We start from the raw sequence: 24,724 nt of genomic DNA on the forward strand, positions 1-24,724 counted from the left end.
GTTATGGGGTGGGCGGCGCGGAGTGAGGGGCGTAGGGAAACGGCGGCGCCTGTCGGGGCGAGGCGGCTGTAGGAGGGCGGCGGCTGTCAGCGCGAGGGCCGTAGAGGTGGGGATACAGCGACTGCCGGCGCGAGGCGGCCGTAGAACCGCAGGAAACCGGAAAGCCACCCGGTGTTCCCCACGAGGCTGCCCGCCTCGGGCCCTCGCACCGCTCCCCCACCGCACTCTCACCGGCCGACCTGGGCATATCTCTCCCCTTGCCTCCATCTGTGCAGGCATCGGCAGTACCGTGTCGTTCATGCGCCCCGACACGCCCGCCGAGAACGTCGACCATCCCGCCGAAGCGGCCCGCCTGGAGCGGACCGCGGCCCGCTACCCCGAGGACGCCGAGGCCCTGCTCCTCCAGGCCGCGGCCCATCTGGAACTGGCCGGCGACCGCCCCGCCGCCACCGCGCTCTACGACCGCCTGCTGTCGTCGCCCGACACCCTGGAAACCCCGCATCTGGTACGAGCCCTCAAGGCCTCGAACCTCTGGGAGTACGGCCACGAGGCCGAGGCCAGGGCGATCATCGACGGCGTGCGGGCAGCGTCCCCGCGCGATCCCGCGCCCTGGGTGATCGTCGCGGAGTCCCTGGAGTCCCACGACGAGCTGGAGGCTGCGCAGGAGACGTTCACGGAGGGGGTGAGCCTGTTGTTGACGGACGTACCCGAACCGCCGTACTCCACCCACCCGTTGCTGTTCGGCCGACACCGCGTACGGCGGATGCTGGGCGTGTCGCACGACGAGTGGGACACGCTGGCGGATTCCTTGCATTCGTCGTCCGTCTCCTTGGACGAGCTGCATGACCCGAAGCGGGTGTGGTCGCTGGGGTCGGACAACCCGGCGGAGCTCGAGGCCGAGATCTCGCGGTTGCGGGCGGAGTTGGGGGCGTTCCGGGAGGCGTTGTCCCGCCCCTTCCCGGTAGCCGTACTGCACTGGCCCGAGGGGGAGTTGGCGGAACTGGTGGGGTCGTATGCCTCGCTGGCGGAGGAGTACCCCTCGCACGAGGAGCACTTGGCGACGATAGAGGGGTCGCTGCGCGAGCTGGCGGCTTCGGGGACCCCGAACCTCGGGATCGTGACGGGGACAGTGCCTTCTTATGAGGCGTTCGCTGCGTCCGAGGGGGCGTCGCCGGGGGACGTTGACTTGCTGCCGCAGTATGCGACGACGCTGGCCGCGAGGGGGCGGGCTGTGGTTTGGCCGCCTCAGCGGGGGGCTTCTTGTTGGTGTGGGTCGGGGCGGGGTTATGGGGAGTGTCACGGGGCGCAGGGCCTCTGACGCCGGGACCGGCCCCTCGCCCACCGCACGCGGCGCCGGAGCAATGTCTTCGGTGCCATCCGCGACCCCAAGGACGTGGCGGCGTCGATGCGTCTGGCGGAGTCCCCAGGCTGGTCCGGTTCCGCACGATCGACTCCAGCCGGCAGGATGCTGTGTTCATCGACCGCGCCGACCCACGCTCCTGAGGCAATCCGACATTGGACGACGTGAGACCTTCCTCGCCCGGCGTCTCCGCACGCATGTCCCGACAACCCAGCAAGGACACGGCGGCCGAACTGGCCGTACGTCGCCTGCTGCACGCCGCGGGACTGCGTTATCGGGTGGAGTACCCGGTGCCCGGCATGGCACGGCGTCGCATCGACGTGGCTTTCACCGGGGCGAGGGTGGCCGTTCTGATCGACGGGTGTTTCTGGCACGGATGCCCGGTGCATGCGACGCAGCCGAAGGCCAATGCGGAGTGGTGGCGCAATAAGTTGGACCGGAACATGGCTCGCGACCGGGAGACGACCGCGCACCTCGTCGCGCAGGGGTGGACAGTGCTGCGTTTCTGGGAGCACGAAGACCCTGACTCGGTGGCCGCACAGGTGTCGGCCACTGTGGAGCAACGGCGTACAGAGCGAACGAGGGGGAGAACAAGATGAGTGGTTTGACCTTAGTGGACGTGTGCTCGGGGGCAGGCGGACTCGCTCTCGGACTGGAACAGGCGGGATTCGAACCGCGCCTCCTCCTCGACGACGACTCAGCAGCCGTCACCACCCTGCGGACCAACCGGCCGCAGTGGAACGTGCTCCACACGGACCTTCTGGATTTCGATCCGGCCGAGCACCCCGTGAGCCATGACGTGGATCTCCTGTCGGCCGGCCTGCCGCGAGTGAGGTCGAGCGCGACCGTCGGACGGGCGGATTCGCAGGCGGAAGAGCGGCTGTTGAAGGCCGCGGTCTATCTCGTCCACGCGATCAGACCTCGGGCAGTGCTCATCGAGAACGTTCCAGGTCTCGCCGAATCGGACGAGTACCAACCGTTCCGCGATTTCGCCCGTGCCGAACTGGCCCATCTGGGATACGAGTTCAGCTGGTTCGTGCTGAACGCCGTCGACTTCGGGGTGCCTCAGAACCGTCGGCAGGGCGTGCTGGTGGCAGTGGAACGACAGCGGGCCGAGGCGTTCCGGCAGCCGATGCCCACCGTCGAGGAGCCCATGACGGTGGGCACGGCGTTGGAGGCCTCCATGGCCTCCCGCGGCTGGAAGGACGCGGCCCGGTGGGCCGCCCAGGCGGACCGCCCCGCCCCAACCCTCGTCGGGGGCTCACGGAACCGGGGTGGCGCCGATCTGGGACCGTCCGGGGCCAAGAACACGTGGGCGACGATGGGAGTGAACGCCCATACCGTCGGCGACGTGATCCCCGATCCCGATTTCGACTGGAATCCGGAACTCGGCCGGGACGGCATGGTGAAGCTCACGGTGGAACAGACGGCGCTGTTGCAAGGTTTCCCCGAGTCCTGGGAGATCGCCGGACTCAAGACGGCCCGGTACCGCCAGGTCGGGCAGGCCACCCCGCCTCCCGTCGGGCTAGCTCTGGGCCGTTCCCTGCTGGCGGCCCTGAACGGTAAAGGATGATCTTTGGGCCGGCTAGACTCCGCCTCATGAGCAGCGCGGCGCCCCAGCAGTCAATTCTGGGCAACCCATACATCTTGGACCTTTTCGCCGGCCCGGGAGGTCTGGACGTCGCTGGGCACGCTCTCGATGTCCGGAGTCTCGGTATCGAGTGGGATCGGAGCGCGTGCCTCACGCGGTACGCCGCGGGGCTGGAGACCTTGCACGCCGACGTGAGCGCGGTGCGCCGAGACTCGTTCGAATCTCTGCCGCCGGAGATCAACATGCTCGCCGGCGGCCCGCCGTGCCAGACGTACTCAGTAGCCGGAAAGGGCGCTGGGCGTCAGGCCTTGGAGGAGGTCAAGGGATACATCGAGCGGCTGACGGCGGGTGACTCCGACGAGGCCATCGACAAGGACCTCGGCACCCTGAGCGATCCGCGGACCGCGATGGTGTTGGAACCCCTCCGGTACGCGATCCAGGCGACCCGGAGCCCGAACCGTGGTGGACGGCCCTACGACGTCATCGTCCTCGAGCAAGTACCGGCGGTCATCGCTCTCTGGGAGCACTACGCCACGGTGCTGGAGGAGACAGGTCTGCCCGACGGCACCAAGTACGACGTCACCGTCGGCGTTCTCTCCACCGAGACCTACGGGGTACCGCAGACGCGGTCCCGCGCGGTACTGATCGCCCGCCGTAAGGGGCTCGGTCCCCCCTCCCTCCCGCAGGCCACCCACCGGGCCTACGACGCGAAGGCGTGGAACCGCCAGAACGGGCAACAGGCGGACCAGACCCGACAACCGACGCTCGACGAGGACACCGAGCCTTCGGACGACTCGACCCTGCTGCCCTGGCGGTCGATGGGCGACGTCCTCGCGGACCCGGTGGGCGAGCACCCGGGACGTACTGTTCCCTTCCTCGTCCGCTCCAACTACGGCAGTTCCGGGATCCCCGGCCGGCGTGGGGTACGGACCGACCGGCAGCCGGCCACCACGGTCACCGGGCGCATCTCCCGTTTCGTGGTCTTCGAGCATCTCGACGAGAACATCGTCTTCGAGGGCGACCGGTTCCACATGAACGAGGCGGGGATGCTGCAGAGCTTTCCGCCGGACTATCCGTGGTCCGGCACGGCGCAGGCCCAGCAGGTGGGCAACGCGGTGCCTCCCCTGTTCGGGGCACACCTGTTGAGTGCCGCGCTCGGTCTGCCGGCACCGGACGCCGATGTATTGCTCAAGCCCTGGCAGCGAGCCACCGAGAGCCAGCGAGCCAAGCTGCGCAGAGACGGCTGCGGTGCTTCCGACTCATGCACGGAGAAGTGCCCGAGTCCCGCGACCCAGCACCCTCCCCGTTCCGTCCCTCCGACAGCCCGCCCGGCCGTCGGAGGTCCACGGCGTCCCACCGCAATCGTCAGTCGGCGCTCTTCCTCCCTCTGACCGGGGCTGTTGTGAAGAGATCCTCGAAACAGGCGGTCAGGGCGGCAATAGATTCCTCCGGCACCGGCTCCTCGTCAGGTCCTTGAGGAAGGCTGTGTCTCCCAACCGGAGGCGCGGACTCGGCCTCCGCGACCCAGCGCCGCATCCGGGCAGGGTCCTTGGAGATGTCCGGTCCGATGACGTCGTAGATCAGCGTCGCTCCGGCTGCGCTGATCGCCACGCAGAGACCGTTGATCTCCCGCGTGGTGGTGACCCGTCCAGTCTTCAGCAGTCGGACGACGGCTTGGGCCGAGGGACGATGGTCGGCCAGCTCCAGCCGGAGCACGGTGTGCATGAGCTCCTGGTTTCCGCATGCGATCTCGACCGGCTCGTAGTGCGGGCCGTTCCGAAAGAGTTCGGCCGCCCACCAGAGACGGGAGAAGCACTGCCGGTCCGCGGCCCCGCGGAACCGTTCGGGCGCGAGACGCCGCTCCGGCCTGTTCGCCGTCGCGACCGAGAGATGCCGCCAGGCGACATAGTCGGGGGCCACGGCGAGGGCGAGGTGGTTCCAAAGGCGTTTGTCCGCGGCCTCCCGTCGAGTGAGGCGGAGTGTCGCGTGGAGCCGGGGGGCCAGCCACGCGTCCGCACTCGTGCGGTCATCCTGGAACGCGAACATGGCGTCCTCGACCAGACCGCGGAGCGGCTCGACGGCCCACCTGGCGTCGTCCTCGGGAAGCGGCTCGACGACCTTCGCCAGGTCGACGCCGCCGTGCACCTGTTCGCCCGTGATCAACTGCTCGGTGAGGAACGGGTCCATGGCCGAGGCGGCGAGCAGCCCGAGCCGCTCGGGTACGTGGTTCGGTCGGGTGATCATGCCTCACCTGCTCGGTTCGCCTGCTCCAGACCGCGGATGACGAATCCGAGGGCCTTCCGGGCTTCGGCGCGGCGGATCGCCGCGTAGTGGATGCGGGTCTGCAGTTCCGGCCAGCCGGACTCCCCGGTGCGCCGTCGGTGGACCTGGCGCAGTGCTTCCTCGACGTGCACTCCGGGAACCACGTCCGGGAGCATCTCCCTCAGTACCTCGCCCTGCCAGTCGGTCGGGAACACCGGGCCGCCTCCGGGTTCCACCTCCAGGTCACCGACAGCGGCGTGGAACACCGCGGTCCAGACGTCGGTGGCCATCTGGGCGACCAGGAGGTCGCGCACCTTGCTCTCCAGTCCCGAACCACCACTGTCCAACAGGTCCATGACGCCTTCGAGTTCAGTGTTGACCCACACCGTGGGGACGCGGGCCGCGGGGTCCACGATCCAGGGAGCGTCGGCGTAAGCGCGGAGCCATTCCCGAGAGCTCTTCTGGAACGAGGCCTTCTGGACATCCAGTTGAAGCCCGCGGACGGGTTCCTCGGAGACCGTGTCGACGATCCAGTTCCGGTCGGTCTCGGCGACAGCCCGTCCGCGCACGCCGTCCACCGTCCCCACGGCGAGGACGGCCAGGGAGGCCCGCCCCATGTGGTCGTCGCGCACGACCTCCAACGAACCGGACCAGTCCCGGCCGTCCTCAGTGTCCCGGTGGAGCCCCACCGACGTACGGACATTGGTCTCGCCGTCGGTCAGCACGGCGAGGACCTCCAGGTCGGACCATGCGGCGTCCAGTGCGTTCGCCCCGGGGGGCAGGGTCGCCGACAGGCCGATCACGGCGCTCACCCAGTCGTCGTGACCGGCCACACCGAGTGCGACGGTCTGTTGCTGGGTGGAGTACGCGGTGGTCTCCAACGGGTCTCGCGTCCCGTCGGCGAGCCTGATCGACACGGAGGTCACCCTGAGCGAGACGGGCCGGTTGAGTCGCTTGTAGGGGTAGATCTTCACTGTGTCATTCCCCCTTGCCGGCCCGAAGTTCGACGACGAGGCGGGTGAGCGCGGTTCGGACCGGATGGCTGGTGACGTCTGTGGCCCCGCGGAACTTCGCACGTCGTGTCCCGGGCGGGAAGTACAGGACACCGTCCTGCACCTCACAACCCTCGATCGCGACCAGTTCCGCCCAGTCGAGTCTCGGGAGCCCTCCTGAGCGCACGTCCAGTTGGGCTACCGGCACCATCGGGGTGATCTCGTCGCCTTTGGGGATGCTGATCTCGGCGACGATCCGCCATTCGCCACCATCGCCGACCGTTGCCTCCAGACCGTCCAGCACAGGGACCACCGGCCCGGTGGGTACCTTGGCCTGAGGCTTGGTTCGCACGGTCAAAGCCTTACGCAGGGCTTCCCCTCCCTCGGCCCTGGTACGCCGAGGACGGACCACGATCTCCTTGACCGCGTTGTTGACCTCGGTGGTCAGCTGGTTGATGCGACGGTAGGCAGTGGGCGACCAGCGGAGGGTCAGTTCCTCGGTCTGTCCCCACCGATCGTGCTCGGGCGGTTCGGACGCACGCAGGAACTCCTCGGCCTCCTTAGCGAAAGGAACCGATTCCCCGGCGGCCTCTCCCACCAGGAGGACGGCCTGGAAAGGGTTCGTCCCGATCGGCAGCCTCGGTACGCCTGCCGTCTTGACGGTCATCCGGTTGCCGCGCAGCGAGTGCACCTGGTTCTTGTCCCCGTCCCTGTCCTGCGTGTCCTCGGTGACCAGCAGAACCGCCTGATGCGTGCCCAGGGTGCCAGCGGCGCCTCCGGAGCGCGGCAGTTTCAGGGGCACGCTGCGTGCCGCCACCTGTCCGGCTTCGGTGAGCCGGTCGACGGTGGCGCCTTCGTAGTGCGCTCTGAGGGCACGGGACCGGGAGGGCTGTTCACGAGTGGGATCCACCTGCTCCTCTGGGACGACAACATCGCCATTGCGCAGGGAGCGGACCGACACCTCCAGCAGCGGAAGTCTGTTGCCGCCGCCGGTCATCGCCGCCCAGAAGTCCCGCCCCAGGGCGGTGACCAGGCGTCGGTGCATCCTCTTCAGGTCCCGGGTGTCTTCGTGAGTGTCCTGGTCCAAGTCATCTGGTTCGGCGTCGAGTTCGATGTCGGACGCCTTCTCGTCCAGACTGGCGACATCGTGCGCTCCGACGACGAGGAAAGAGGTGCCGGGTTCGTCGTTGTCACGCGTGAGGTGCAATCGTTCCACCGTCTCCTCGTCCGCCCACCAAGAGCGAACGACTTCGGCTCCCTCCGATTCGGGGTCAGGACGGCCGAACCAGGCGGGGCCCGCGTACTGGCGACCGTCGACCTGCCGCCAGGGCAGTTCGAGCCGTCCGACGACCCGCCTTTCGGTGCGTCCCTCGTGCGGAACCGACAACGTGGAGTTGATGAGCACGAGTCCCAGGGCGCTCGTGGCCCAGAGCGTCGCCTTGCCCAGTCCGTAGGAACCGCCCGCTCCGTGGCCCGATTTAAGGCTCTCCAGTTGACGTCTGACCACGGCGGCGAACTTGCCGTCCTCGTAGTCGTCACCGATGAGTCCCGAGGCGTTGTAGTCGTCGATCCGCAGAAGGAGCAGACGCCCCTTCTCGTACATGTCACGCACCCCGGCGTCGACGACCCGGCCGACCTTCTGGTTGCCGGCGCTCTCCGAAACGGCGGAGTAATGGGGGAACAGTTCGTTCCAGAGGATCGCCTCCCGGAAGGCGTCGAGCGCCTCACCGGTCAACTCGTGCAGGGTGTAACGGACCCTGACCGGCCGCCCGTTCTCGGTGAGGCGCTCGTCGAGGCTGTTCTGGCAGGTCTCCCGGGCCAGCACCTGTACATCGGCGTCGAAGGCGAACGCGGCGGCATTGCCCAGGTCACGCCCGCCGTCGGGATAGCCGCGACGGTGGTACCAGGTGATCGGCAGGCCGATCTGAGTGTCGGTGGTACGGGTGTGCACCGTGCCGAGGTCCGTGCCGAGCGCCCGAGCGATGTCGGCCATGACCGTGGGGCGTGGGGTCGACCTCCCAGTGATCCACGCGGAGACGGCGGCCCGTGTCAGTTGTAGTTCCTCGGCCAGTTCGGCCTGCGTCCTGCCCGCGAGTTTGAGCTGCCGAGCAAGCCAGGGCCCGAACTCCTCACCTGTCTCCACGCGCCACCTGCTCCTAGCTGGGAGCCACAGACGGGTCGCCTGCGGCGAACAGGAGGCTAATTTGACACGAGGAAGACTGTCAACTGGCGGTTGATCGCACCACAGGCCCTAAGCGGGTAAGCCAAGCTCATCCAAATACTCGCAATAATCCCGATTTGCCCCGATTTGCATTCTCATCAGACAGGACCGTTCGGGCCGGACGGAACTTACGTTGACGCCCTCCCATTCGAACGGTAGGGTTTCACCCGGCGGATTAGCCGTCTCGTTCGTCCTCCTTCACAAGAGAAGGCGATCGACGTAGGAGAGCTCTGTCCAAAATTCAGATTTCTTCCACCCGGAACAGTTCCAGTAATCGCCACCGGTTTGCCTTCACCCTAGGCGCTGGCGGAACACCAAGCGGACCCGGTACCGTGGTTCGGAGTAAGCGAAAAGCAACTCAACCGCGGGGGTTCTCCATGCCTAAATTCACCCCCTGCCAAAAAGTCAAAAATTACGACATCACAGGGGGCTTACATTTTCATGGACGGACAGAGCGACGACGATTACATGTTTTCGGGTCGCGACCTGAGTTCTTTTTCTTTGGCCATCATGACGGCGAAGAGCAAGACGGAGGCAGCGAGCATCATCCAGCGGTTCGAGACGACCGAGGAGTACGTCTCCGACAACTTTCCCGACCTGGCCAAGCAGGTCGCGGACCTGCCTGACTAGACCCTTCACCTCCTGAGTAAAGTCCCCCCACCAGCAACAACCCGTGCCGTCTCGGAGTATCAGCCTTTCGGACAGCACGGCGCGACGGAAGCGGATGGGCCGGCGATACGTACCGCCGGCCCGGCGCTCCCCATTTTCTTCCGGACCTTTGCATCGACAGGAGTGTTGGAGCAATGACATCGCCGTCCTCTGCTGTGATCAGAACCGTTCTCGAACAATCCACCCGAGTCCTCCAGACCTATTCCGTCGACCCTGGCCTCGTGGCCGAGCACGCCAACGGAGAACGTCGTATCACTCAAGGCGGATACGGCGACCGTCAGCTTTTCGAGCTTGTCCAGAATGCCGCCGACGAAATCGCCGATGAGCCCGGTGGAAGAGTCCACGTGGTCCTCACCGGGACCCATCTGTACTGCGCGAACGAGGGAAGTCCGGTCACCGCGGAAGGTGCGGAGACAATTCTCCGGATGAGCATGTCGAAAAAGCGCGGAGGCCAGATCGGACGTTTCGGTGTGGGTGTTAAGTCGGTGCTCGTGGTGACCGATGCACCTGAATTCTTCAGCAGTTCCGGAAGTTTCGGATTCGATCGCGCTTGGTCGTACGACCAGATCCGCTCCGTCCCCGATGTGACAGCCCGATACGGCCCCGAATTCGACGCACCTGTGTTGCGTATGGCCCGCCCGCTCGACATGGCGGCCGAGCGGGCCGGCGATCCCGTCCTGCACGAACTGCTGGCCTGGGCGACCACCGTCGTCCGCCTGCCGCTGCTCCGCGACGCCGACGACCGGCTGGGCAAGGACATGCATGGAGGTCGCGCAAAGGACCACGGTCTACCTCGCGACGAATTCCCCACCGGTTTCCAGCTCTTCTCCCCGCACGTCGCGACGGTCGTCCTGGAGGACCGTCGCCCCCGTCCCGTGGCTCGCCGGGTCCTGACGACACGGCAGTCCGGTGATCTGCGCACCGTGATCGAGGAGAGGACCGGGAAGGCCACCGCCTCCGAGGACTGGCGGGTGTTCACCACCTCCCACGAGCCGGGGCCGGCCGCCCGTGCGGACGCGGGAGAACTCCACGACCGGCTCGCCCTCGATCTCTCCTGGGCCGTCCCCGCTCTTCGCGAGGACCCGGAGAGCGGCCTGTACGTCAATCCGCAGACCCGTGGCCGCGGCACGTTCTGGTCCTTCTTCCCCACGAAGTACGAGATGTCGTTGAGCGGCATCGTCAACGGCGCGTGGAAGACGAACGAGGACAGGCAGAACCTGCTGGACTCTTCTCCCTTCAACCAGGAGATGATCAGGGTCGCGGCGGCGTTGGTCGTCGACTCGCTCCCCGCTCTCGCCCCCGCCAAGGATCCCGCTGCCTACCTCCCCCTGCTTCCCGGCCGTACCAAGGAGACGATCAGCTGGGCCGACGATTTCCTCACCCGGGAGATCTGGGCCTGTACGGCGATCCGTCCGTCCCTGCCCGACCAGGACGGCGTGCTGCGCGTCCCGACCGAGCTGCGCGTGCACCCTCGGCTCGACAAGGACCCCAAGAAGACGACCGGTTGGCTCCGGATGTGGCACAACTGCCCGGGGCGCCCCTCGGACTGGTTGCACCCGTCCGTCGAGACCGACACCCTCCGCTCCGGAAAGGTCCAGCACATCCTGGACGCGGCCGGGCACACGCGGTCGGACGTCCGTGCGTGGCTGGAGGCCTTGGTGGAGGCGGGCGGTGTCGAGGCCTCCGCGGTGGCGATCCGGATCCTCGCCGACATGGTCGAGTCCGGTTCTCCACACGTGGCGGAAGCGCGCAGGGCGCACATCGTACTCACCGAGGAACACGGAGTCGTGCCGCCCGTACCCGGTCGGGTGTTCCGTCGCGCCGACCAGGACGGGCTGCCCGAGTCCACGGTGTACGTGGTCGACGCACTCGGGCAGGACCCGTCGCTCGCCCACGCCCTCAACGTCCTCGGGATCCGCGAGGCCGATGTCGAGGGACGCTTCGTCAGCGTCCTGGACCAGGGCTTCGACGGTTACCGGGAAGCGGAGTGGGAGCGGTTCTGGCAGCTGTTCCGCCTGGGCGGGATCCGCCGGTTGGGACACAAAGTGCTGGAGCGGGTGACCACACCCCGTTCGATCCTGCAGGTACGGACCGTCGACGGGCGGTTCCGCCCGGTCGAGGACTGCATGCTGCCCGGTCCGGTGGTCGACGCCGAACGCGACAGGGCCGTGGCCGTGGACATGTCCTTCCACTCCGACGACGTGCCCTTCTTCTCACAGATCGGTCTGGTGGACCGCCCCGTCTCAGGAGTGCAGCCCAAGGAAGGAGAGGCCTGGTTCGACGAATATCGGGAAGCCGTCCACTCCGCCTACTTGCGCGGTCTCGACAGCCGTGCTCCTCGTCCCACGCTGAACCGGATGAAGGTGGAGGGCGCCCCGATCGGTGGACCGCTGCACCTCTTCCGCGCACTCTCCGAAGAGTCACGCGCGGCCTTCCTCAGGGCACTCCCCGACGACGCCGTGGTGGACAGATGGACCCGTCAGATCGGCGCGCAGAGCTCGACACGACAGGCCGTCGTCTCCCCGATCCACTGGATGCTCCGGAAGCACGGGACCGTCGCCACCTCCCAGGGGCTCAAGCCGCTGCGCGAGGCCGTCGGGCCTCAACTGCGCGCCTACCGCGACGTCCTGCCGGTGGCCGACCTCTCCGCCGAGAAGGCCCGCAAGCTGCGGCTCCCCGCCACGATCGACGAGGTTCCCGGCGACCGGTGGGAGACGCTCCTCGACCAGGTGTCCCACAGCGAGGACGACGCGTTCGTCGGAGCCACCTACGTGATGCTGACCAGGGTCGGCGCGGACTTCCCCGAGGACTCCCTCACCCGCTGCCGGATCGGTGACTCCTGGGGCACGCGTCCGGACGGCGAGATCACCGTCGCCGTCGGGGCGGTCGAGTACCGGGCGCTGCGCGCCGAGCGGCTCCCGGCGCTGTTGATGCCGAGCGCCGGGGACGCCGAGCTGATGGTCGAGAAGTGGGGCATGCTCCGCCACTCCGACGTGATCAGCAAGGAGACCCGAGAGGTCGTCGACGGCGACCCAGTGCCGCTGGTCGAGCTGTACCCCGGTCTGCGACTGCGACTCAACAGCTCGAACCGCAACAGTCTCGTGCAGCGCTGCACCGAACTGGAGGAGATCACCCGCACCCCTAACGGAACCCATGCCTCACCGCTGGAGGCGGTGCGTCAGGACACCGTGGTCAAGGTCCTGGTACCGCTGGCTCCCGAGCCGATGCTGCGCCTGATCGACCGCGAACTCGGACTGGGGCTCGGCGTGTCCGGTTGCCGGGCCGTACTGGAGCACCAGGAGCAGATGGCGCGGGACAGCGCGCTGCAGGCTGCCCGCAAGGCCGTGCGCGAGGCCGAGGACGTGGTGACGAAGATCGAGCTGCTGATCGGCGCGGACGCTCTCCGGACAGGTCTGCCCGACGGGCTGGTGGAAGCCGAGATGCGGGACACCGACGGGGCTGAGCCGTCCGACCGCCGGATCGCCCAGATGGCGTTCAACGCCCATGGGGACGGTGTGCTCCATCAGCACGCCAGGGACATCCAGGGTCGGTTCCCAGACGCGCCGCTCTCCTACAACGGCTCGTCGTCCGCTGTCGCCTTCGTGTCGAACCTGCGGCTACCGGCCGCCTTCGCGGGCTCACGGACCCCGACCCCTCCCCCCACCGAGACCATCGACGGCCCCCGGGACTTCCCGAGCCTCCACGAGTACCAGGAGGATCTGGTCCGCAACATCACCACCATGCTCGACCGGCTGGCACCTCAGCGCGGCATGCTCTCGTTGCCCACCGGCGCGGGCAAGACCCGGGTCACCTCCGAGGCCGTGATCCGCTGGGTCAAGCGCGTCGGGGGTCTGAAGGGACCGATCCTGTGGATCGCGCAGTCCGACGAGCTGTGCGAACAGGCCGTACAGAGCTGGAAGTTCGTCTGGAGCAAGGTCGGAGCCGACTGCCCACTGACCATCAGCAGGCTCTGGGGCGGCAACGAGATCGGCGATGTCGTCGAGCATCCGCATCTCGTGGTCGCCACGGACGCCAAGTTGGAGCGGTGCCTGGAGACCGACGAGTACACGTGGTTGCGAGACGCCTCGCTCGTGATCGTGGACGAAGCCCACACAGCGATCTCCAAGCGGTACACCGACGTCCTGAGCCAACTGGGACTCACCCAGTACGAGACCAAGCGACACCTGCTCGGTCTGACCGCCACCCCGTTCCGCAACACGAACGAGGACGAGACCCGCAGGCTGGTGAGCCGCTTCGGAAACCGGCGACTCGACGAGGGCGTCTTCCCGTCCGGTGATCCATATCGGGACCTGCAGAACTGGGGAATGCTCGCGCAGGTCGAACACCGCACCCTGGAGGGCGGTCACATCGAGCTGACCCGCGACGAGAAGGTTCAGGCCGACCGGATGGCGACGCTGTCCCGGGCCGCCGAACAACGGCTGGCCGACGACCACGCGCGCAGCCGCCGTATCGTCGACGCGGTCGCCGACCTCCCGGAGAACTGGCCCACCCTGCTCTTCGCCACCTCCGTGGACCACGCCAAGTACCTGGCGGCCATGCTCAACGACCGCGGGATCCTGTCCGCGGCCGTGGACGCCACCACCAGCACCCAGGAACGGCGGCGGCGGGTGGAGGAGTTCCGCAACGGACGCATCCGGGTCCTCACCAACTACGGTGTTCTGGCCCAGGGTTTCGACGCTCCCGCCACGCGTGTCGTGGTGGTCGCCCGCCCGGTGTACAGCACCAACGTGTACCAACAGATGATCGGTCGTGGTCTGCGTGGCCCGAAGAACGGCGGCGAGGAGACCTGCCTGATCCTCAACGTCAGCGACAACATCGCCAACTTCGACACCAAGCTCGCCTTCACTCAGTTCGAGCACCTATGGAGCCGCGCGTGACCGACGCCTACCTCGACAGTCCCCCGCTCACCGAGGAGCAGCGGGTCGTCGTCGAACAGCCTTGGGACGCGCGGGTCCTGGTCACCGCCGGGGCCGGCGCGGGCAAGACGCACACCCTGGTGCGCCGGCTCGACGCGCTGTGCGGGAACGAGGATCCGGAGGCAGCTCTGGAGGCTGCCGAGATCCTGGTGCTGACGTTCTCCCGGGCGGCGGCCAGGGAGCTGCGTGAACGGATCACCCGACACGGTGAACGCGCCCGTCGGGTGCGCGCACGGACGTTCGACGCCTGGGCCTACGAGGTACTCCTGCAGTCGCGCCCGGACGTCGAGTGGGGAACGGTCGCCTTCGACGAGCGGATCGCCGCCGCGGCACAGGCGGTCGAGAAGGGCGCGTTGGAGCTCGGCGACGCCGTCCCGCCCGCGCACGTCGTGATCGACGAGGTGCAGGATCTGCTGGGCGGACGCCGTGAGTTGGTGGAGGCGCTCCTCGACCGGTACCAGGAGAGTTGCGGCTTCACCGTGGTCGGGGACGCGGCCCAGTCCGTGTACGGGTTCCAGATCGAGGATCTCGCCGAACGGGCCGACGAGACGGGCCGGTTCTTCGACTGGCTGCGCTGCTCCTACCCCGACGACCTGGTGGAGCTGCGGCTCACCCGGAACTTCCGCGCCACCACGCCCGAGGCCCGGGTCGCGTTGGCGTACGGTCCTCGCCTCCAGCGGCTCGACGATCCGAGCGAGGCTGAGAACCTCTACGACGGACTGCGCGATCTGCTCCTGGACCCGGCGAACGGCATGGGCGACCTCGGCGACGAGTTCACGCTGGCGGGCCTCAGGGACCTGACCGACACCTGCGCCGTCCTCACCCGGGACAACCAACAGGCTCTCGTGGTCTCCGAGTTGTTGCACGCACACGGTGTCGACCATCGGTTGCGGCGCCCGCTCGAAGAGCGCCCGGTGCCTTACTGGGTGGCCGAGCTGCTGCGCCGTACGGAGGCGACCGGCCTCACCGAGGACCGGTTCTCCTCCCTGCTCGCGGAGATCCCTCTGCCGTACTCGCCGGACGCCGGCGCGCTGTGGACGGTGCTGCGTCGGGTGGCGCGCGGCGCCGGACGCGGTTCGCTGGATGTGGACCGGTTGCGCCGTGCGGTGGCGGAGGGCAGGTTCCCCGACGAGGGGGCCGACCCGGAGACGGCACGGATCGTCGTATCAACTGTCCACCGGGCCAAGGGTCTTGAGTTCGACCGGGTGGTGGTCCTGTCCCCGCCGACCGTCGCGGATCTCCACAAGCGGTACAAGGAGGGACTGGACCTCCCTGCCGAGGCCCGCGCCCTGTACGTGGCGATGACTCGCCCTCGCCAGGACCTCTACCACGTGACGCCACTTGAGCTGCCGCACTTCAAGAGATTGGGCAGACGACACGATGGCCGCCTCTTCCTGGGTTCGTGGCGGTCGTACGACAGATTCGGGATCGTCGCCGCGGCGGGCGACGTGAGCCGGGACGACCCTCCCGGCCACGGTGCGGACGCCTCCGCCACCCAGGCCCATCTGCTGGACCGGGTCCGCCCCGGCCAGGAAGTCGTGTTGCGCCGACGGCACAACCTGCCCATGGGCGATGCGCAGAGCCCGCCGTACGTCCTTCTGCACGACGGCCTGGAGATCGGGGAGGCGTCGCGCCGGTTCCGCGAGGGGCTGTTCCAGGTGCAGAAGGTCAGTCGCACCTGGGACCCTTGGTGGCCCGACGAGATCCACGGTCTGCGGATCGACACGCTGGAGACAGTGACGGGCAGCATCGCCGCCGGCGCCAACGCGGGACTCGGTGACCGAGGTGTGTGGATCGCCCCACGGATCACCGGTATCGGCCGGTACCGCCGAGCCGACTTGGACGAGGAGCAGAGCGCATGACACACGGGGCAGGCCGGCACTCCGAGTATTACCGGGTGCGTGACGAGGAGCTTCTGGCGGGACTCAGCCGTGAACTGCTCGGCCCCTCGCCGAACGCTGCGCCGGAGGAGCGCGAGGAGGTCCTCGCCCAGGACGCGCCCATCGACCGCTATCTGACCGGTGTGCTCTATCCGCGTGCCACGAAGGCGCTCAGGGACGAGAACGCCGCCGAGGTGGACGGACTGGACGTCGCTCCGGAACTCCGACGTGAGGACTCCGAGGAGTCCGGAACCGCGCAGGAGGTCGCGGCCGCTGGGGATCGTCGTCCCTCCTCCATGGGTCTGACCTTCGCGGTCGACCCGAAGGAGAGCGGCTCGATCGTGGTGTCGTCACGCGCGGCCGTCTACGAGCCGACCGACGCGGACGGCAAGCCGATCCCGGCCGGCCGTGCCGAGGCCCGCACCACCGCGGACCAGCGGGAGCTGTGGCGCCGCAAGGAACTCGACCTCCCGGACCGCACGATCGATGTCAGGACACCCGACGGCGACAGACGGGAGGACCTCGACGAGAAGGTCCAGCTCCGGGTGAACGTCCGCCGCCCGGACCCGAACACCGGCACGGTTACCGTCACCGTCACACTGGTCAACACCCAGAAGGTGGGCGAGCGGGACCTCCAGGACGCCTTCGCCCTGTTCCAGTGCGCTCTGATTGTCCGGGCCGCCAATTGTTCTACCGCCTTCGTCGAACGCCCCGCTCCGGACGCGGCGTACGACCCGGACATGGCCACGAGCAGGCTGCTGCACCGCCATGCACCGACCTTCGCCGTCGGTCACGGCTGTGCCGCGGCCTGGGACTGGACGCCCGCGCCGATCGGCGTGACCGAGGCCGTACGGGCCGCCGTCCCCGAGATACGGAGCGTGTTCGTCCCCACCGTGGAAGTGCTGCTCACCGACTCCAACCCGGAGATCGACAGCTCGGCGCTGTCCATGCTCGGTCTGGCGGAGCGGCCCGACGTCGAGGTTCTGGCCTCCCTGGAGGACCTCGTCTCGGGGTACGAACTCTGGATCGACCGGAAGGCGGTCGAGGCTGACGCCCTGGTGGGCGGCCCCCACGAGACACCGGCGCAGGACCAGGTGGCTGCCTGCCGCGAGGCGCTCGACCGGATCCGTGAAGGGATCGGGCTGTTGCGGACCGAGCCCGATCTGATGCGCGCGTTCCGACTCGCCAACCGTGCCATGGCGGACCAACGGGCCCGCAGCGCCTGGGTGAAGGACGGGCGCCGGGGCGCCCCAGACCCCGGCGCCGGCCGTTGGCGTCCCTTCCAGATCGCGTTCATTCTGCTCTGCCTGGCCGGGATCGAGGACCCCGGACACCACGATCGGAAGATCTCCGACCTCCTGTGGTTCCCCACCGGTGGTGGCAAGACCGAGGCCTACCTGGGGCTGATCGCCCTCACCTCCTTCCTGCGCCGCATCCGCCGGGGTGCGGACGGCGGTGGTGTCGTCGTCCTCATGCGCTACACGCTCCGGCTGCTCACCCTCCAACAGTTCGAACGCGCGGCGATCCTGCTCTGCGCCATGGAGCAACTGCGGCGGAACACACCCGAGTTGGGCAGCGAGGAGTTCTCTGTCGGCATGTGGGTGGGACGTTCGGCCACCCCCAACAAGCTCGCCGAGGCCGATGCCCGGCTGGCGGAGCTGCGGGCGAACCTCGACAAGCGGCTCGCCACCGAGAACCCGGTCCAACTGCATGCCTGTCCTTGGTGCGGAACCCGTCTCGACGCCCGGGACTACGAGGTCGACGAGGTGGCACTGCGGATGCACGTCCGTTGCCCCGGGGAGGGCTGCGACTTCGCCGACGGGCTACCCGTCCACCTGATCGACGAGGCGGTTTACGCCGCTCGGCCGACGTTGGTGATCGCCACCGTCGACAAGTTCGCGTCGATGCCCTGGCGCTGGGAGACCGCCGCTCTCTTCAACCGCGACGACCCGAACGGCACCACCCCTCCCCCGGAGTTGATCGTCCAGGACGAACTCCACCTGATCTCAGGCCCGTTGGGGACGCTCACCGGCCTGTACGAGACCGCCGTCGACGCGCTGGCCGACCGACCCAAGGTGATCGCCTCCACAGCCACCATCCGTCGAGCGGCGGACCAGGGGCGGCACCTCTTCGACCGCGAGGTACGCCAGTTCCCGCCCGCCGGCCTGGACGCCCGTGATTCGTGGTTCGCCGTGGAGACACCCGGTGAGGAGAAGGCGAGCAGGCGCTACGTCGGCCTGTTGGCCCCCGGCACCAGCCAGTCCACGCTGTTGATCCGCACCTACGCGACGCTGCTTCACCGAGCCGGGCAGGCACAGACCACCGACGAGGTCCGTGACGCGTACTGGAGTCTGGTCGGCTACTTCAACAGTCTCCGGCTGCTCTCCGCCGCCGAACTCCAGGTCCACGACGACGTGTTGGCCTACCTCGAAGTACTCGCGGAACGTGAAGGTGTGGCAGTCCGCCAGGTCACCAACTACTCGGAGCTGACCAGCCGCATCGACGCCAGCGAGATCCCCACCCGCCTCAAGGGCATCGAGAAGAGGCTCCCCGACGAGGACACCGTGGACGTGCTGCTCGCCACCAACATGATCGCGGTGGGTGTGGACGTGGACCGCCTCGGCCTGATGGCCGTGATGGGGCAGCCACAAACGACCGCCGAATACATCCAGGCCACCAGCCGCGTCGGTCGCGCCCATCCCGGTCTGGTCGCGGTGATGCTCAACTCGGCCCGCTCCCGGGACCGTTCGCACTATGAGAGTTTCCAGCACTACCACTCGGCGCTCTATCGCGAGGTCGAGTCCACCTCCGTCACACCGTTCTCGGCGCGCGCCCGTGATCGGGGACTGCACGCGGTGATCGTGGCACTGACTCGCATCCTGATCCCGGCCGCCCGGCCCGATGGGGGCGCGGGTGCGGTCCATTCCTACGAGGACGTCCTGCGCGGACGCATCAAGTCGGTGCTCATGGACCGCGTCCGCGAAGTCGCCGCGGAAGAGGCGGACGCCGTGTCCCGGGCCTTCGACGAGTTCGTCGACTGGTGGTGCGAAGCGGCCGACATCAACAGCGGCCTGGTCTTCGAGCCTCCCAAGGGCCGCAGTCGGACCCCGTCGCTCCTGAAAGCCTTCGACGACAAGGTCGAGGACGCCGAGGCGTGGTCCACGCTATGGAGCCTGCGCGACGTCGACGCCGAGTCCGCCCTGTTCCTGGAGGGAACCAGATGACCCCGCCTCCCGCTCGCCGTCGCCGCACCGCCACGAACGACACCGCCCCCGCCCAGAATTTTCCGCGGCGCGGCACAGTCCGCCGTGCGCAGGCGATCACCACATACGGCGTCGGATCGCTCATCGCCGTGGACCACGAGTCCTTCGTCGTCTCAGGCCTGGACAGCGCGGACGCGAGCTGGAGCGCTGAGGAGTCCCCCAGGATCCATGAGCGCCGGCTGGAGCGGCTACTCGAAGTGGACCACTTCCGGCTGCCCCCGGCGTCCGACGACCGCAGCAAGGACGGAGTACGGGTCCGCCGTTTCCCCCTGATGCACTCCTGCCCCGAGTGCAACGAACTCCAGCGACACCGTGACTTCAACCCACCACCGGGCCGGAGCGTCTGCGGCACGTGCGAGGTCGACCTCGTGCCCTCCCGTTTCGTGGTGGCGTGCGAGAACGGGCATCTCGGTGAGTTCCCGTATTGGCAGTGGGTGCATCGCTCCACCGAGCGGGGTGCCTCCACAGCGGGACAGTGCGGCGGCCGGCTCAAGCTCCGCACGTCCGGTCGTACGTCGTCGCTCCGGTCGATCCTCGTCTCGTGCACGTGCGGGAAGGCACCCGAGGTCTCGATGGAGGGTTCCTTCCGCCGGAACGCGCTCAAGGACCTGGGCCTCAAATGCTGGGGTTCCCGCCCGTGGCTCGGTTCCTCCGTCCCCGCACCGGAATGCGGACTGGCTCTGCGCACGCTCCAACGTGGTTCCTCGGCGGTGTGGCAGCCGGTGCAGAAGTCAGCGCTGTCGATCCCGCCGTGGAGTGACAGCCGCACCGATCCACTGGCTGAGCACTGGAAGGCGTTGCGCACCAGACACGACAGCCGCGAGCGGGTCCAGGACTATCTCGACGGCGCGTTCCCGGCAGGGTGTCCCATCCCGCTGGACGAGGTGATGACACTGCTCGCCGCCGAACGCGAGGAGGATCCCGAAGTCGAAGCACAACCCTCCTTCGACCATCGCTATCGCGCCCTGCGCGTCAAGGAGTACGAGAGCCTCCGCTCGGGCAACAACGCGGGCGAGCACTCCCGCGAGGAGCAGTTCGTCTGCGAGACCCCGCTGGGCGACAGTGGCGTGCTAGCGCCGCTCGGCGTCACGGGCCCGATGCTCGTCAAGAAGCTGCGTGAGGTGCGCGCGCTCAAGGCTTTCACCCGGCTCGCCGACCCCGACTCGACGACCGACACGAAGGAAGTACCGCTGTCCGCGTCCCCCTTGCGCTGGCTCCCGGCCATGGAGGTACGGGGCGAGGGCGTGTTCCTCAGACTGTCCGAGGACCGCCTCGGAGTCTGGGAGAAGATCCCGGCCGTGACCGCCCGGATCGAACGGATGCGTTCCGCCCACCAACGGGTGTTGGACCAACGGGCCGGTGACCTGGGCCAAGCGGTCCCTTCCCCGGCCACTCCCCGCATGGTGCTGCTGCACACCCTGGCCCATGTCCTCATCAACGAGTGGAGCCTGGAGGCGGGGTATCCCGCCGCGGCGCTCCGCGAGCGTCTGTACGCCGCCGACGACATGGCTGGCGTACTCGTCTACACGGCGACCAGCGACTCCGCTGGAAGCTTGGGCGGGCTCGTGGCCCAAGGCGAACCCGGCCGTCTCGATCAGGCGATCCGCTCGGCCGTCCACCGCGCCGAGTGGTGCTCCTCCGACCCGCTGTGCGTGGAGACCGAGGCGTCGGGCACCGGCGGTACGAACCTGGCCGCCTGCCATGCCTGCGTGATGCTCCCGGAGACCAGCTGCGAGCACAACAACATCCTCCTGGACCGCGCACTGCTCGTCGGTACCCCTGAAGATCCTCACCTCGGCTTCTTCGCGGAAATACTGCAGCAGTGACGTCGGACGGCCGTGGCCGTGGGGGCATCGACACGGATCGGCATCTTCAACCGCCAACGCCGTAATGGGGTCGGGACCGGGAGCAGGGGCTCGCGCTCTGGTTCCGGTCTCCGAGCCCACTCATGTTTCTCCCCACTCGTCCTCCACGTCGAACTGGGTCTGTGCACGGTCCAGGACCTCGTCCACGTCACACCCGTGTGCCCTGAGCCAACGAAGAAAATCCGTGATGGCAGCGACCATCACTTCTTCGGCGGTCGCCCTGCTCAGCCGGCTCGAACGCACCTCGCAAGGCAGCTCTGCCGCCGCATAGAGAGTCAGCAACGCCTCGGCCCGTGTGACACCCGCCTCGTCGACATGTCCGGTCGGCGACGTCAGCCTCGTCTCCAGCTCACACCAAGTCACCTTTCGGTCAGGGTGGAGCAGGACGCCCCAGCGGTCGGCGACTCCGTCGACGAGGGCCATACCCCGTCCGCCCTCGGAGTCGGAGGTCGCCTCGACGAGAGTGGGCAGGGCTCGCGTGTCGGGGTCGTGCACCTCGATCCGCAGGCGAGTTCCGTTCATGGAGACCGCCAGCATGGCCGGGGTCCCGGCGCCCACATGCGTGATGACGTTGGACACCAACTCGCTCACACAGAGTTGAGCCCCGTCGGTCACGTCGTGCAGACCCCACACGCCCAGGTGCAAACGCACGACGCGGCGCAGTGCAGCCACTTCCTCGGGATCCGCCGTGAAGGCCAGGTCCCACGGCTTTCGTGACATACACGCTTCTTGGATCACCAGGACTCCTCTCGTGGCATGACGTCTCCGCATGACTGGCAGAGCGTCACATGCCCTCACCGTGAGTGGCGTTGTCGACCAGAGTGGCGCCGACACATCCCGTCGTGCAATGTGCAGGAAGAGATTCCCACTTCCGAGTGATTGGCACGCAGAGGTCTTGGCGCGAGACTGAACACCCGCTAGTCGACGGATTGCTGAGAGGTTCGAGATGGCCGGTTCACCGACGGCGCGCCGTCGTCGTCTCTCGATCGAGCTGAAGAAGCTCCGGGAGACGAACGCGTTCACCTGCGCGCAGGTCGGCCAGGCGCTGGACTGGAGCGGCTCCAAGGTCAACCGCATGGAGACGGGCAGCGGCCGGGTCCAACCGTCGGACATCGATGCCCTGTGCCGGTTCTACGACACGACCGACGAACTCCGGGAGTTCCTCAAGTCGTTGGCTCGGGAGGCCAAGACTCGCGGGTGGTGGCAGGTGCACGGTGCCGGCGTCCCCGAGTGGTTCAACATCTACATCGGCCTGGAGCAGGACGCCTCCACGTTCCGGCAGTACCAGTGCGAGTTGATCCCGGGACTCATGCAGACCGAGGCGTACACCGGTGAACTCCACAGGACGGGAGCCCACATGTCCGCCGAGGACATCGCCAGGGCCGTACAAGTGCGCATGGAACGGCAGGCCATGCTGACGCGGCCCGACTCCCCTGATGCCTGGTTCGTCGTGAACGAGGGCTCACTGCGCAACGTCATCGGGGATCGGGCTTTGATGCGCGAACAGCTCGAACGCGTGCTGGAATCAGCCGAGTTGCCGAGCGTGACCCTGCAGGTCCTCCCCTTCGACTCGGGCACATATCCAGCTACGGGTACATTCACCATCCTGGGGTTTCCCGCTCCGGAGGACCCGGACCTGGTGTACCGGGACGGCATCACCGATGCCGTGTACCTGGAGGGCGAGCATCACGTTCGCGAGTACACGAAAGCTTTCGACGGCCTACGCGCCGCAGCACTCAGTCCCCAACGCTCCACCCAGTTGATCAAGTCCGTTCTGAAGGAATACGCGAGTTGAACAGTGCAGAGGCCGGGACCCGCAACCGTCTGGTCTGGTTCACGTCGTCCTACAGCAACGGCGCTGGGGGCGAGTGTGTCGAGTGTGCGATGACCGACGGCCGCGCACTCGTGCGTGACACCAAGAACGCCACGGGCCAAGTGGTCACCGTTCAAAGCGGCCCTTGGCATTCCTTCGTCCAGGCCTTCAAGGACAGCGAGCCGGCGGACTGAACACCTCTCAGGTGTGCCGCCCCCACTGCCCCCGATGAACGACATCCTCCACGCCCCGCCGCCGCTCCGCGATACGCCCACTCTGCTCGGGAACATCCTCAGCCCGGTACCCGACCGTGATCCCACCGATCGGGTCGTACTCCTCCGGTACCCCGAACTCCGTCCGGAACAGCTGGAGATGCTCAGGCGCGATGCCGAAGAAGCAGGCACCGAGGCCTTCGTCGACCGCGGTCAGGAGCATCAGCAGGGCGGCCATTCCCGTGTCGATGTGCCAGTACGGCGCCGGCCAGCGGGCCTCGGCGCGGTCCTCCCAGCCCTTGTCGGGTTCGGCGTAGCGCTCAAGGTAGGCGGCCTTGTGGGCCAGGGGGACGACGACCAGCGGGGCGTCCTGCATGGTCGGGGTCTTCTCGACCCGGGTGGGGACGAAGGGCCAGAAGCGGGCGCGGTCGGCCGGGTCGGTCAGGGCGAGGAACGCCCAGCCCTGGGAGAAGCCGGCCGAGGGGGCTCGTAGCGCGGAGGCGAGGATGCGTTCGGTCACCTCCGAGGGCAGCGGTTTGTCGGAGTAGTGACGGATCATGCGCCTGCGACGGACCACCTCGGAGAATTCCATGGCGGCAGATCCTGTCACGAACCAACCGGTCGCCGGGAGTTGTTGATCTGCCAATCTCGCGCCGCGCGCCCAGGTTCACTGCGGCAGGCATCGACTCGACCGACAGGCAGGCAGGCAGGCCCACCTGCGGTCGTGGGCGCGAGCTACAACCGGACGGGGGCCGCACCCGCACCCGTCACGACGGCCTCCTCTGGTCGATACCAACTCCCCAATCCCCACTGCCCCGTTACGCACTTATTGCACAAGAGATCTTCACCATTTCCGACCTGAGTTCATATGATGCAGAGATCAACAGGCCCGGCCAAGGCGAGACTTGGGCGGGCCTCTCGGGTTCCTGTGGGGGTTTCATGCGTATACGCGTTGCCGCCGGTGTCGTCTCCGGTGCTGTCGTTCTGTCCGCGCTCGCTCTTCCGGTCGCCGCTCAGGCGGCGGAGCGTAAGGGGGCCTCGGCGGAGCTGAGGTCCTTCGCCTCGGCGGCTGTTCAGCCCAGAGACTCCCTGGGCAACACCAAGTTCTCGCACGCTGTCATCAACGGCGGTAAGGACATCGTCCTCGGCACCGGCGGCACGAAGTCCGTCACCGTCACGTACACCGCGACCGACCAGAACGGTGTCGCTCTCACCGAGGCCTTCCTGTGGCAGGGGACGGACAGTTCGACCACGGACGGGATCACCGGTGGGCTGGGGACGGACGACGACCCCGACTGCACGGAGACGGCGACCCAGGGGACGTACACCTGCAAGGCCGTCTTCAATATCCATCCCGCGACCGACATGAAGGACAACGGCGTGGCCGGGACCTGGAAGCTGTTCCTGGGGGCCTGGGACCTGTACGCGAACGCCAGTTACAACGACGACGTCGCCACCACCGCCATCAAGAAGGCCTCCACGCTGACCGCCGACGCCACTCCCGAGCCGGTCAAAAAGGGCAAGACCATCACGGTCACGGGCAAGCTCGCCCGGGCGAACTGGACGACGGGCAAGTACGCGGGGTACGTGTCCCAGCCCGTGAAGCTGCAGTTCCGGAAGAAGAGCAGCAGCACCTACACCACCCTCAAGACGGTCAAG

At 67.8% G+C, this 24,724-nt stretch carries 16 protein-coding genes; 11 read left to right on the forward strand and 5 right to left on the reverse strand.

What is annotated here, in order from left to right:
* Positions 1–298 precede the first annotated feature (298 nt).
* The 4 genes from JHN63_RS29095 to JHN63_RS29110 all read left to right on the forward strand — a co-directional run bounded on the left by JHN63_RS29095 (position 299) and on the right by JHN63_RS29110 (position 4,342).
* Positions 299–1,318, forward strand: a complete 1,020-nt coding sequence (locus tag JHN63_RS29095; RefSeq protein ID WP_200686164.1) for an SEC-C domain-containing protein — start codon at positions 299–301, stop codon at positions 1,316–1,318.
* 239 nt (positions 1,319–1,557) lie between these two features.
* A complete protein-coding gene (locus JHN63_RS29100; RefSeq protein ID WP_200686166.1) occupies positions 1,558–1,959 on the forward strand; it encodes a very short patch repair endonuclease in 402 nt (133 codons plus the stop codon).
* Positions 1,956–2,933 carry a DNA cytosine methyltransferase gene (locus JHN63_RS29105; RefSeq protein ID WP_200686169.1) on the forward strand — a complete coding sequence of 326 codons (978 nt, stop codon included), beginning with the start codon at positions 1,956–1,958 and terminating at the stop codon, positions 2,931–2,933. The genes JHN63_RS29100 and JHN63_RS29105 overlap by 4 nt, the downstream gene beginning before the upstream one ends.
* Positions 2,934–2,959: 26 nt before the next feature.
* Positions 2,960–4,342, forward strand: a complete 1,383-nt coding sequence (locus tag JHN63_RS29110; protein ID WP_200686171.1) for a DNA cytosine methyltransferase — start codon at positions 2,960–2,962, stop codon at positions 4,340–4,342.
* Here JHN63_RS29110 and JHN63_RS29115 read toward each other — a convergent pair.
* From JHN63_RS29115 to JHN63_RS29125, 3 genes are read right to left on the reverse strand one after another with little or no spacing between them, the layout of a single operon-like run.
* On the reverse strand, positions 4,317–5,195 hold the full coding sequence (locus JHN63_RS29115; RefSeq protein WP_200686173.1) for a DUF6339 family protein: 879 nt from the start codon (positions 5,193–5,195) through the stop codon (positions 4,317–4,319). The two genes, JHN63_RS29110 and JHN63_RS29115, sit on opposite strands and share 26 nt — an antisense overlap.
* Positions 5,192–6,187, reverse strand: coding sequence for a hypothetical protein (locus JHN63_RS29120; protein WP_200686175.1), 996 nt, complete (start codon positions 6,185–6,187; stop codon positions 5,192–5,194). The genes JHN63_RS29115 and JHN63_RS29120 overlap by 4 nt, the downstream gene beginning before the upstream one ends.
* Before the next feature lie 4 nt (positions 6,188–6,191).
* Complete coding sequence (locus tag JHN63_RS29125; RefSeq protein ID WP_200686176.1) at positions 6,192–8,348, reverse strand: helix-turn-helix transcriptional regulator; 2,157 nt, start codon at positions 8,346–8,348, stop codon at positions 6,192–6,194.
* Positions 8,349–9,229: 881 nt separating this feature from the next.
* Here JHN63_RS29125 and JHN63_RS29130 point away from each other — a divergent pair.
* The 4 genes from JHN63_RS29130 to drmB are packed head-to-tail and all read left to right on the forward strand — an operon-like array spanning position 9,230 to position 21,001.
* A complete protein-coding gene (locus JHN63_RS29130) occupies positions 9,230–13,993 on the forward strand; it encodes a sacsin N-terminal ATP-binding-like domain-containing protein (protein ID WP_200686178.1) in 4,764 nt (1,587 codons plus the stop codon).
* Positions 13,990–15,894, forward strand: a complete 1,905-nt coding sequence (locus tag JHN63_RS29135; protein ID WP_200686180.1) for a UvrD-helicase domain-containing protein — start codon at positions 13,990–13,992, stop codon at positions 15,892–15,894. The genes JHN63_RS29130 and JHN63_RS29135 overlap by 4 nt, the downstream gene beginning before the upstream one ends.
* On the forward strand, positions 15,891–19,136 hold the full coding sequence (locus JHN63_RS29140; protein WP_200686183.1) for a helicase-related protein: 3,246 nt from the start codon (positions 15,891–15,893) through the stop codon (positions 19,134–19,136). Before JHN63_RS29135 ends, JHN63_RS29140 begins: the two co-directional genes overlap by 4 nt.
* Positions 19,133–21,001 (forward strand): DUF1998 domain-containing protein, encoded by a 1,869-nt coding sequence (gene drmB, locus JHN63_RS29145; protein ID WP_200686185.1) that lies wholly within the window; start codon positions 19,133–19,135, stop codon positions 20,999–21,001. The genes JHN63_RS29140 and drmB overlap by 4 nt, the downstream gene beginning before the upstream one ends.
* 120 nt (positions 21,002–21,121) lie before the next feature.
* Here drmB and JHN63_RS29150 read toward each other — a convergent pair whose 3' ends face one another.
* Positions 21,122–21,760 carry an ATP-binding protein gene (locus JHN63_RS29150; protein WP_200686187.1) on the reverse strand — a complete coding sequence of 213 codons (639 nt, stop codon included), beginning with the start codon at positions 21,758–21,760 and terminating at the stop codon, positions 21,122–21,124.
* 226 nt (positions 21,761–21,986) lie between these two features.
* Between JHN63_RS29150 and JHN63_RS29155 the strand changes: the two genes are divergently transcribed.
* On the forward strand, positions 21,987–22,835 hold the full coding sequence (locus JHN63_RS29155; protein ID WP_200686189.1) for a helix-turn-helix transcriptional regulator: 849 nt from the start codon (positions 21,987–21,989) through the stop codon (positions 22,833–22,835).
* The gene (locus JHN63_RS29160; RefSeq protein ID WP_200686191.1) at positions 22,832–23,047 is read left to right on the forward strand and encodes a DUF397 domain-containing protein; all 216 of its coding nucleotides are present in this window, start codon (positions 22,832–22,834) and stop codon (positions 23,045–23,047) included. Before JHN63_RS29155 ends, JHN63_RS29160 begins: the two co-directional genes overlap by 4 nt.
* Before the next feature lie 7 nt (positions 23,048–23,054).
* Here JHN63_RS29160 and JHN63_RS29165 read toward each other — a convergent pair whose 3' ends face one another.
* A complete protein-coding gene (locus tag JHN63_RS29165; protein WP_200686193.1) occupies positions 23,055–23,657 on the reverse strand; it encodes a nitroreductase family protein in 603 nt (200 codons plus the stop codon).
* A 347-nt stretch (positions 23,658–24,004) separates the two neighbouring features.
* On the opposite strand from JHN63_RS29165, the gene JHN63_RS29170 reads away from it, so the two are divergent.
* Positions 24,005–24,724: hypothetical protein (locus tag JHN63_RS29170; protein WP_200686195.1), on the forward strand; the 720-nt coding region annotated here is incomplete at its 3' end.

It is taken from the genome of Streptomyces sp. MBT65, assembly GCF_016612545.1.
Taxonomy (GTDB): Bacteria; Actinomycetota; Actinomycetes; order Streptomycetales; family Streptomycetaceae; genus Streptomyces.

What these genes read in the sequence shown, in the direction of transcription:
- JHN63_RS29095 (WP_200686164.1), top strand. Translation starts at nt 299, where the DNA reads ATGCGCCCCGACACGCCCGCCGAGAACGTCGACCATCCCGCCGAAGCG.
- JHN63_RS29100 (WP_200686166.1), top strand. Translation starts at nt 1,558, where the DNA reads ATGTCCCGACAACCCAGCAAGGACACGGCGGCCGAACTGGCCGTACGT.
- JHN63_RS29105 (WP_200686169.1), top strand. Translation starts at nt 1,956, where the DNA reads ATGAGTGGTTTGACCTTAGTGGACGTGTGCTCGGGGGCAGGCGGACTC.
- JHN63_RS29110 (WP_200686171.1), top strand. Translation starts at nt 2,960, where the DNA reads ATGAGCAGCGCGGCGCCCCAGCAGTCAATTCTGGGCAACCCATACATC.
- JHN63_RS29115 (WP_200686173.1), bottom strand. Translation starts at nt 5,195, where the DNA reads ATGATCACCCGACCGAACCACGTACCCGAGCGGCTCGGGCTGCTCGCC.
- JHN63_RS29130 (WP_200686178.1), top strand. Translation starts at nt 9,230, where the DNA reads ATGACATCGCCGTCCTCTGCTGTGATCAGAACCGTTCTCGAACAATCC.
- JHN63_RS29140 (WP_200686183.1), top strand. Translation starts at nt 15,891, where the DNA reads ATGACACACGGGGCAGGCCGGCACTCCGAGTATTACCGGGTGCGTGAC.
- drmB (WP_200686185.1), top strand. Translation starts at nt 19,133, where the DNA reads ATGACCCCGCCTCCCGCTCGCCGTCGCCGCACCGCCACGAACGACACC.
- JHN63_RS29150 (WP_200686187.1), bottom strand. Translation starts at nt 21,760, where the DNA reads ATGTCACGAAAGCCGTGGGACCTGGCCTTCACGGCGGATCCCGAGGAA.
- JHN63_RS29155 (WP_200686189.1), top strand. Translation starts at nt 21,987, where the DNA reads ATGGCCGGTTCACCGACGGCGCGCCGTCGTCGTCTCTCGATCGAGCTG.
- JHN63_RS29165 (WP_200686193.1), bottom strand. Translation starts at nt 23,657, where the DNA reads ATGGAATTCTCCGAGGTGGTCCGTCGCAGGCGCATGATCCGTCACTAC.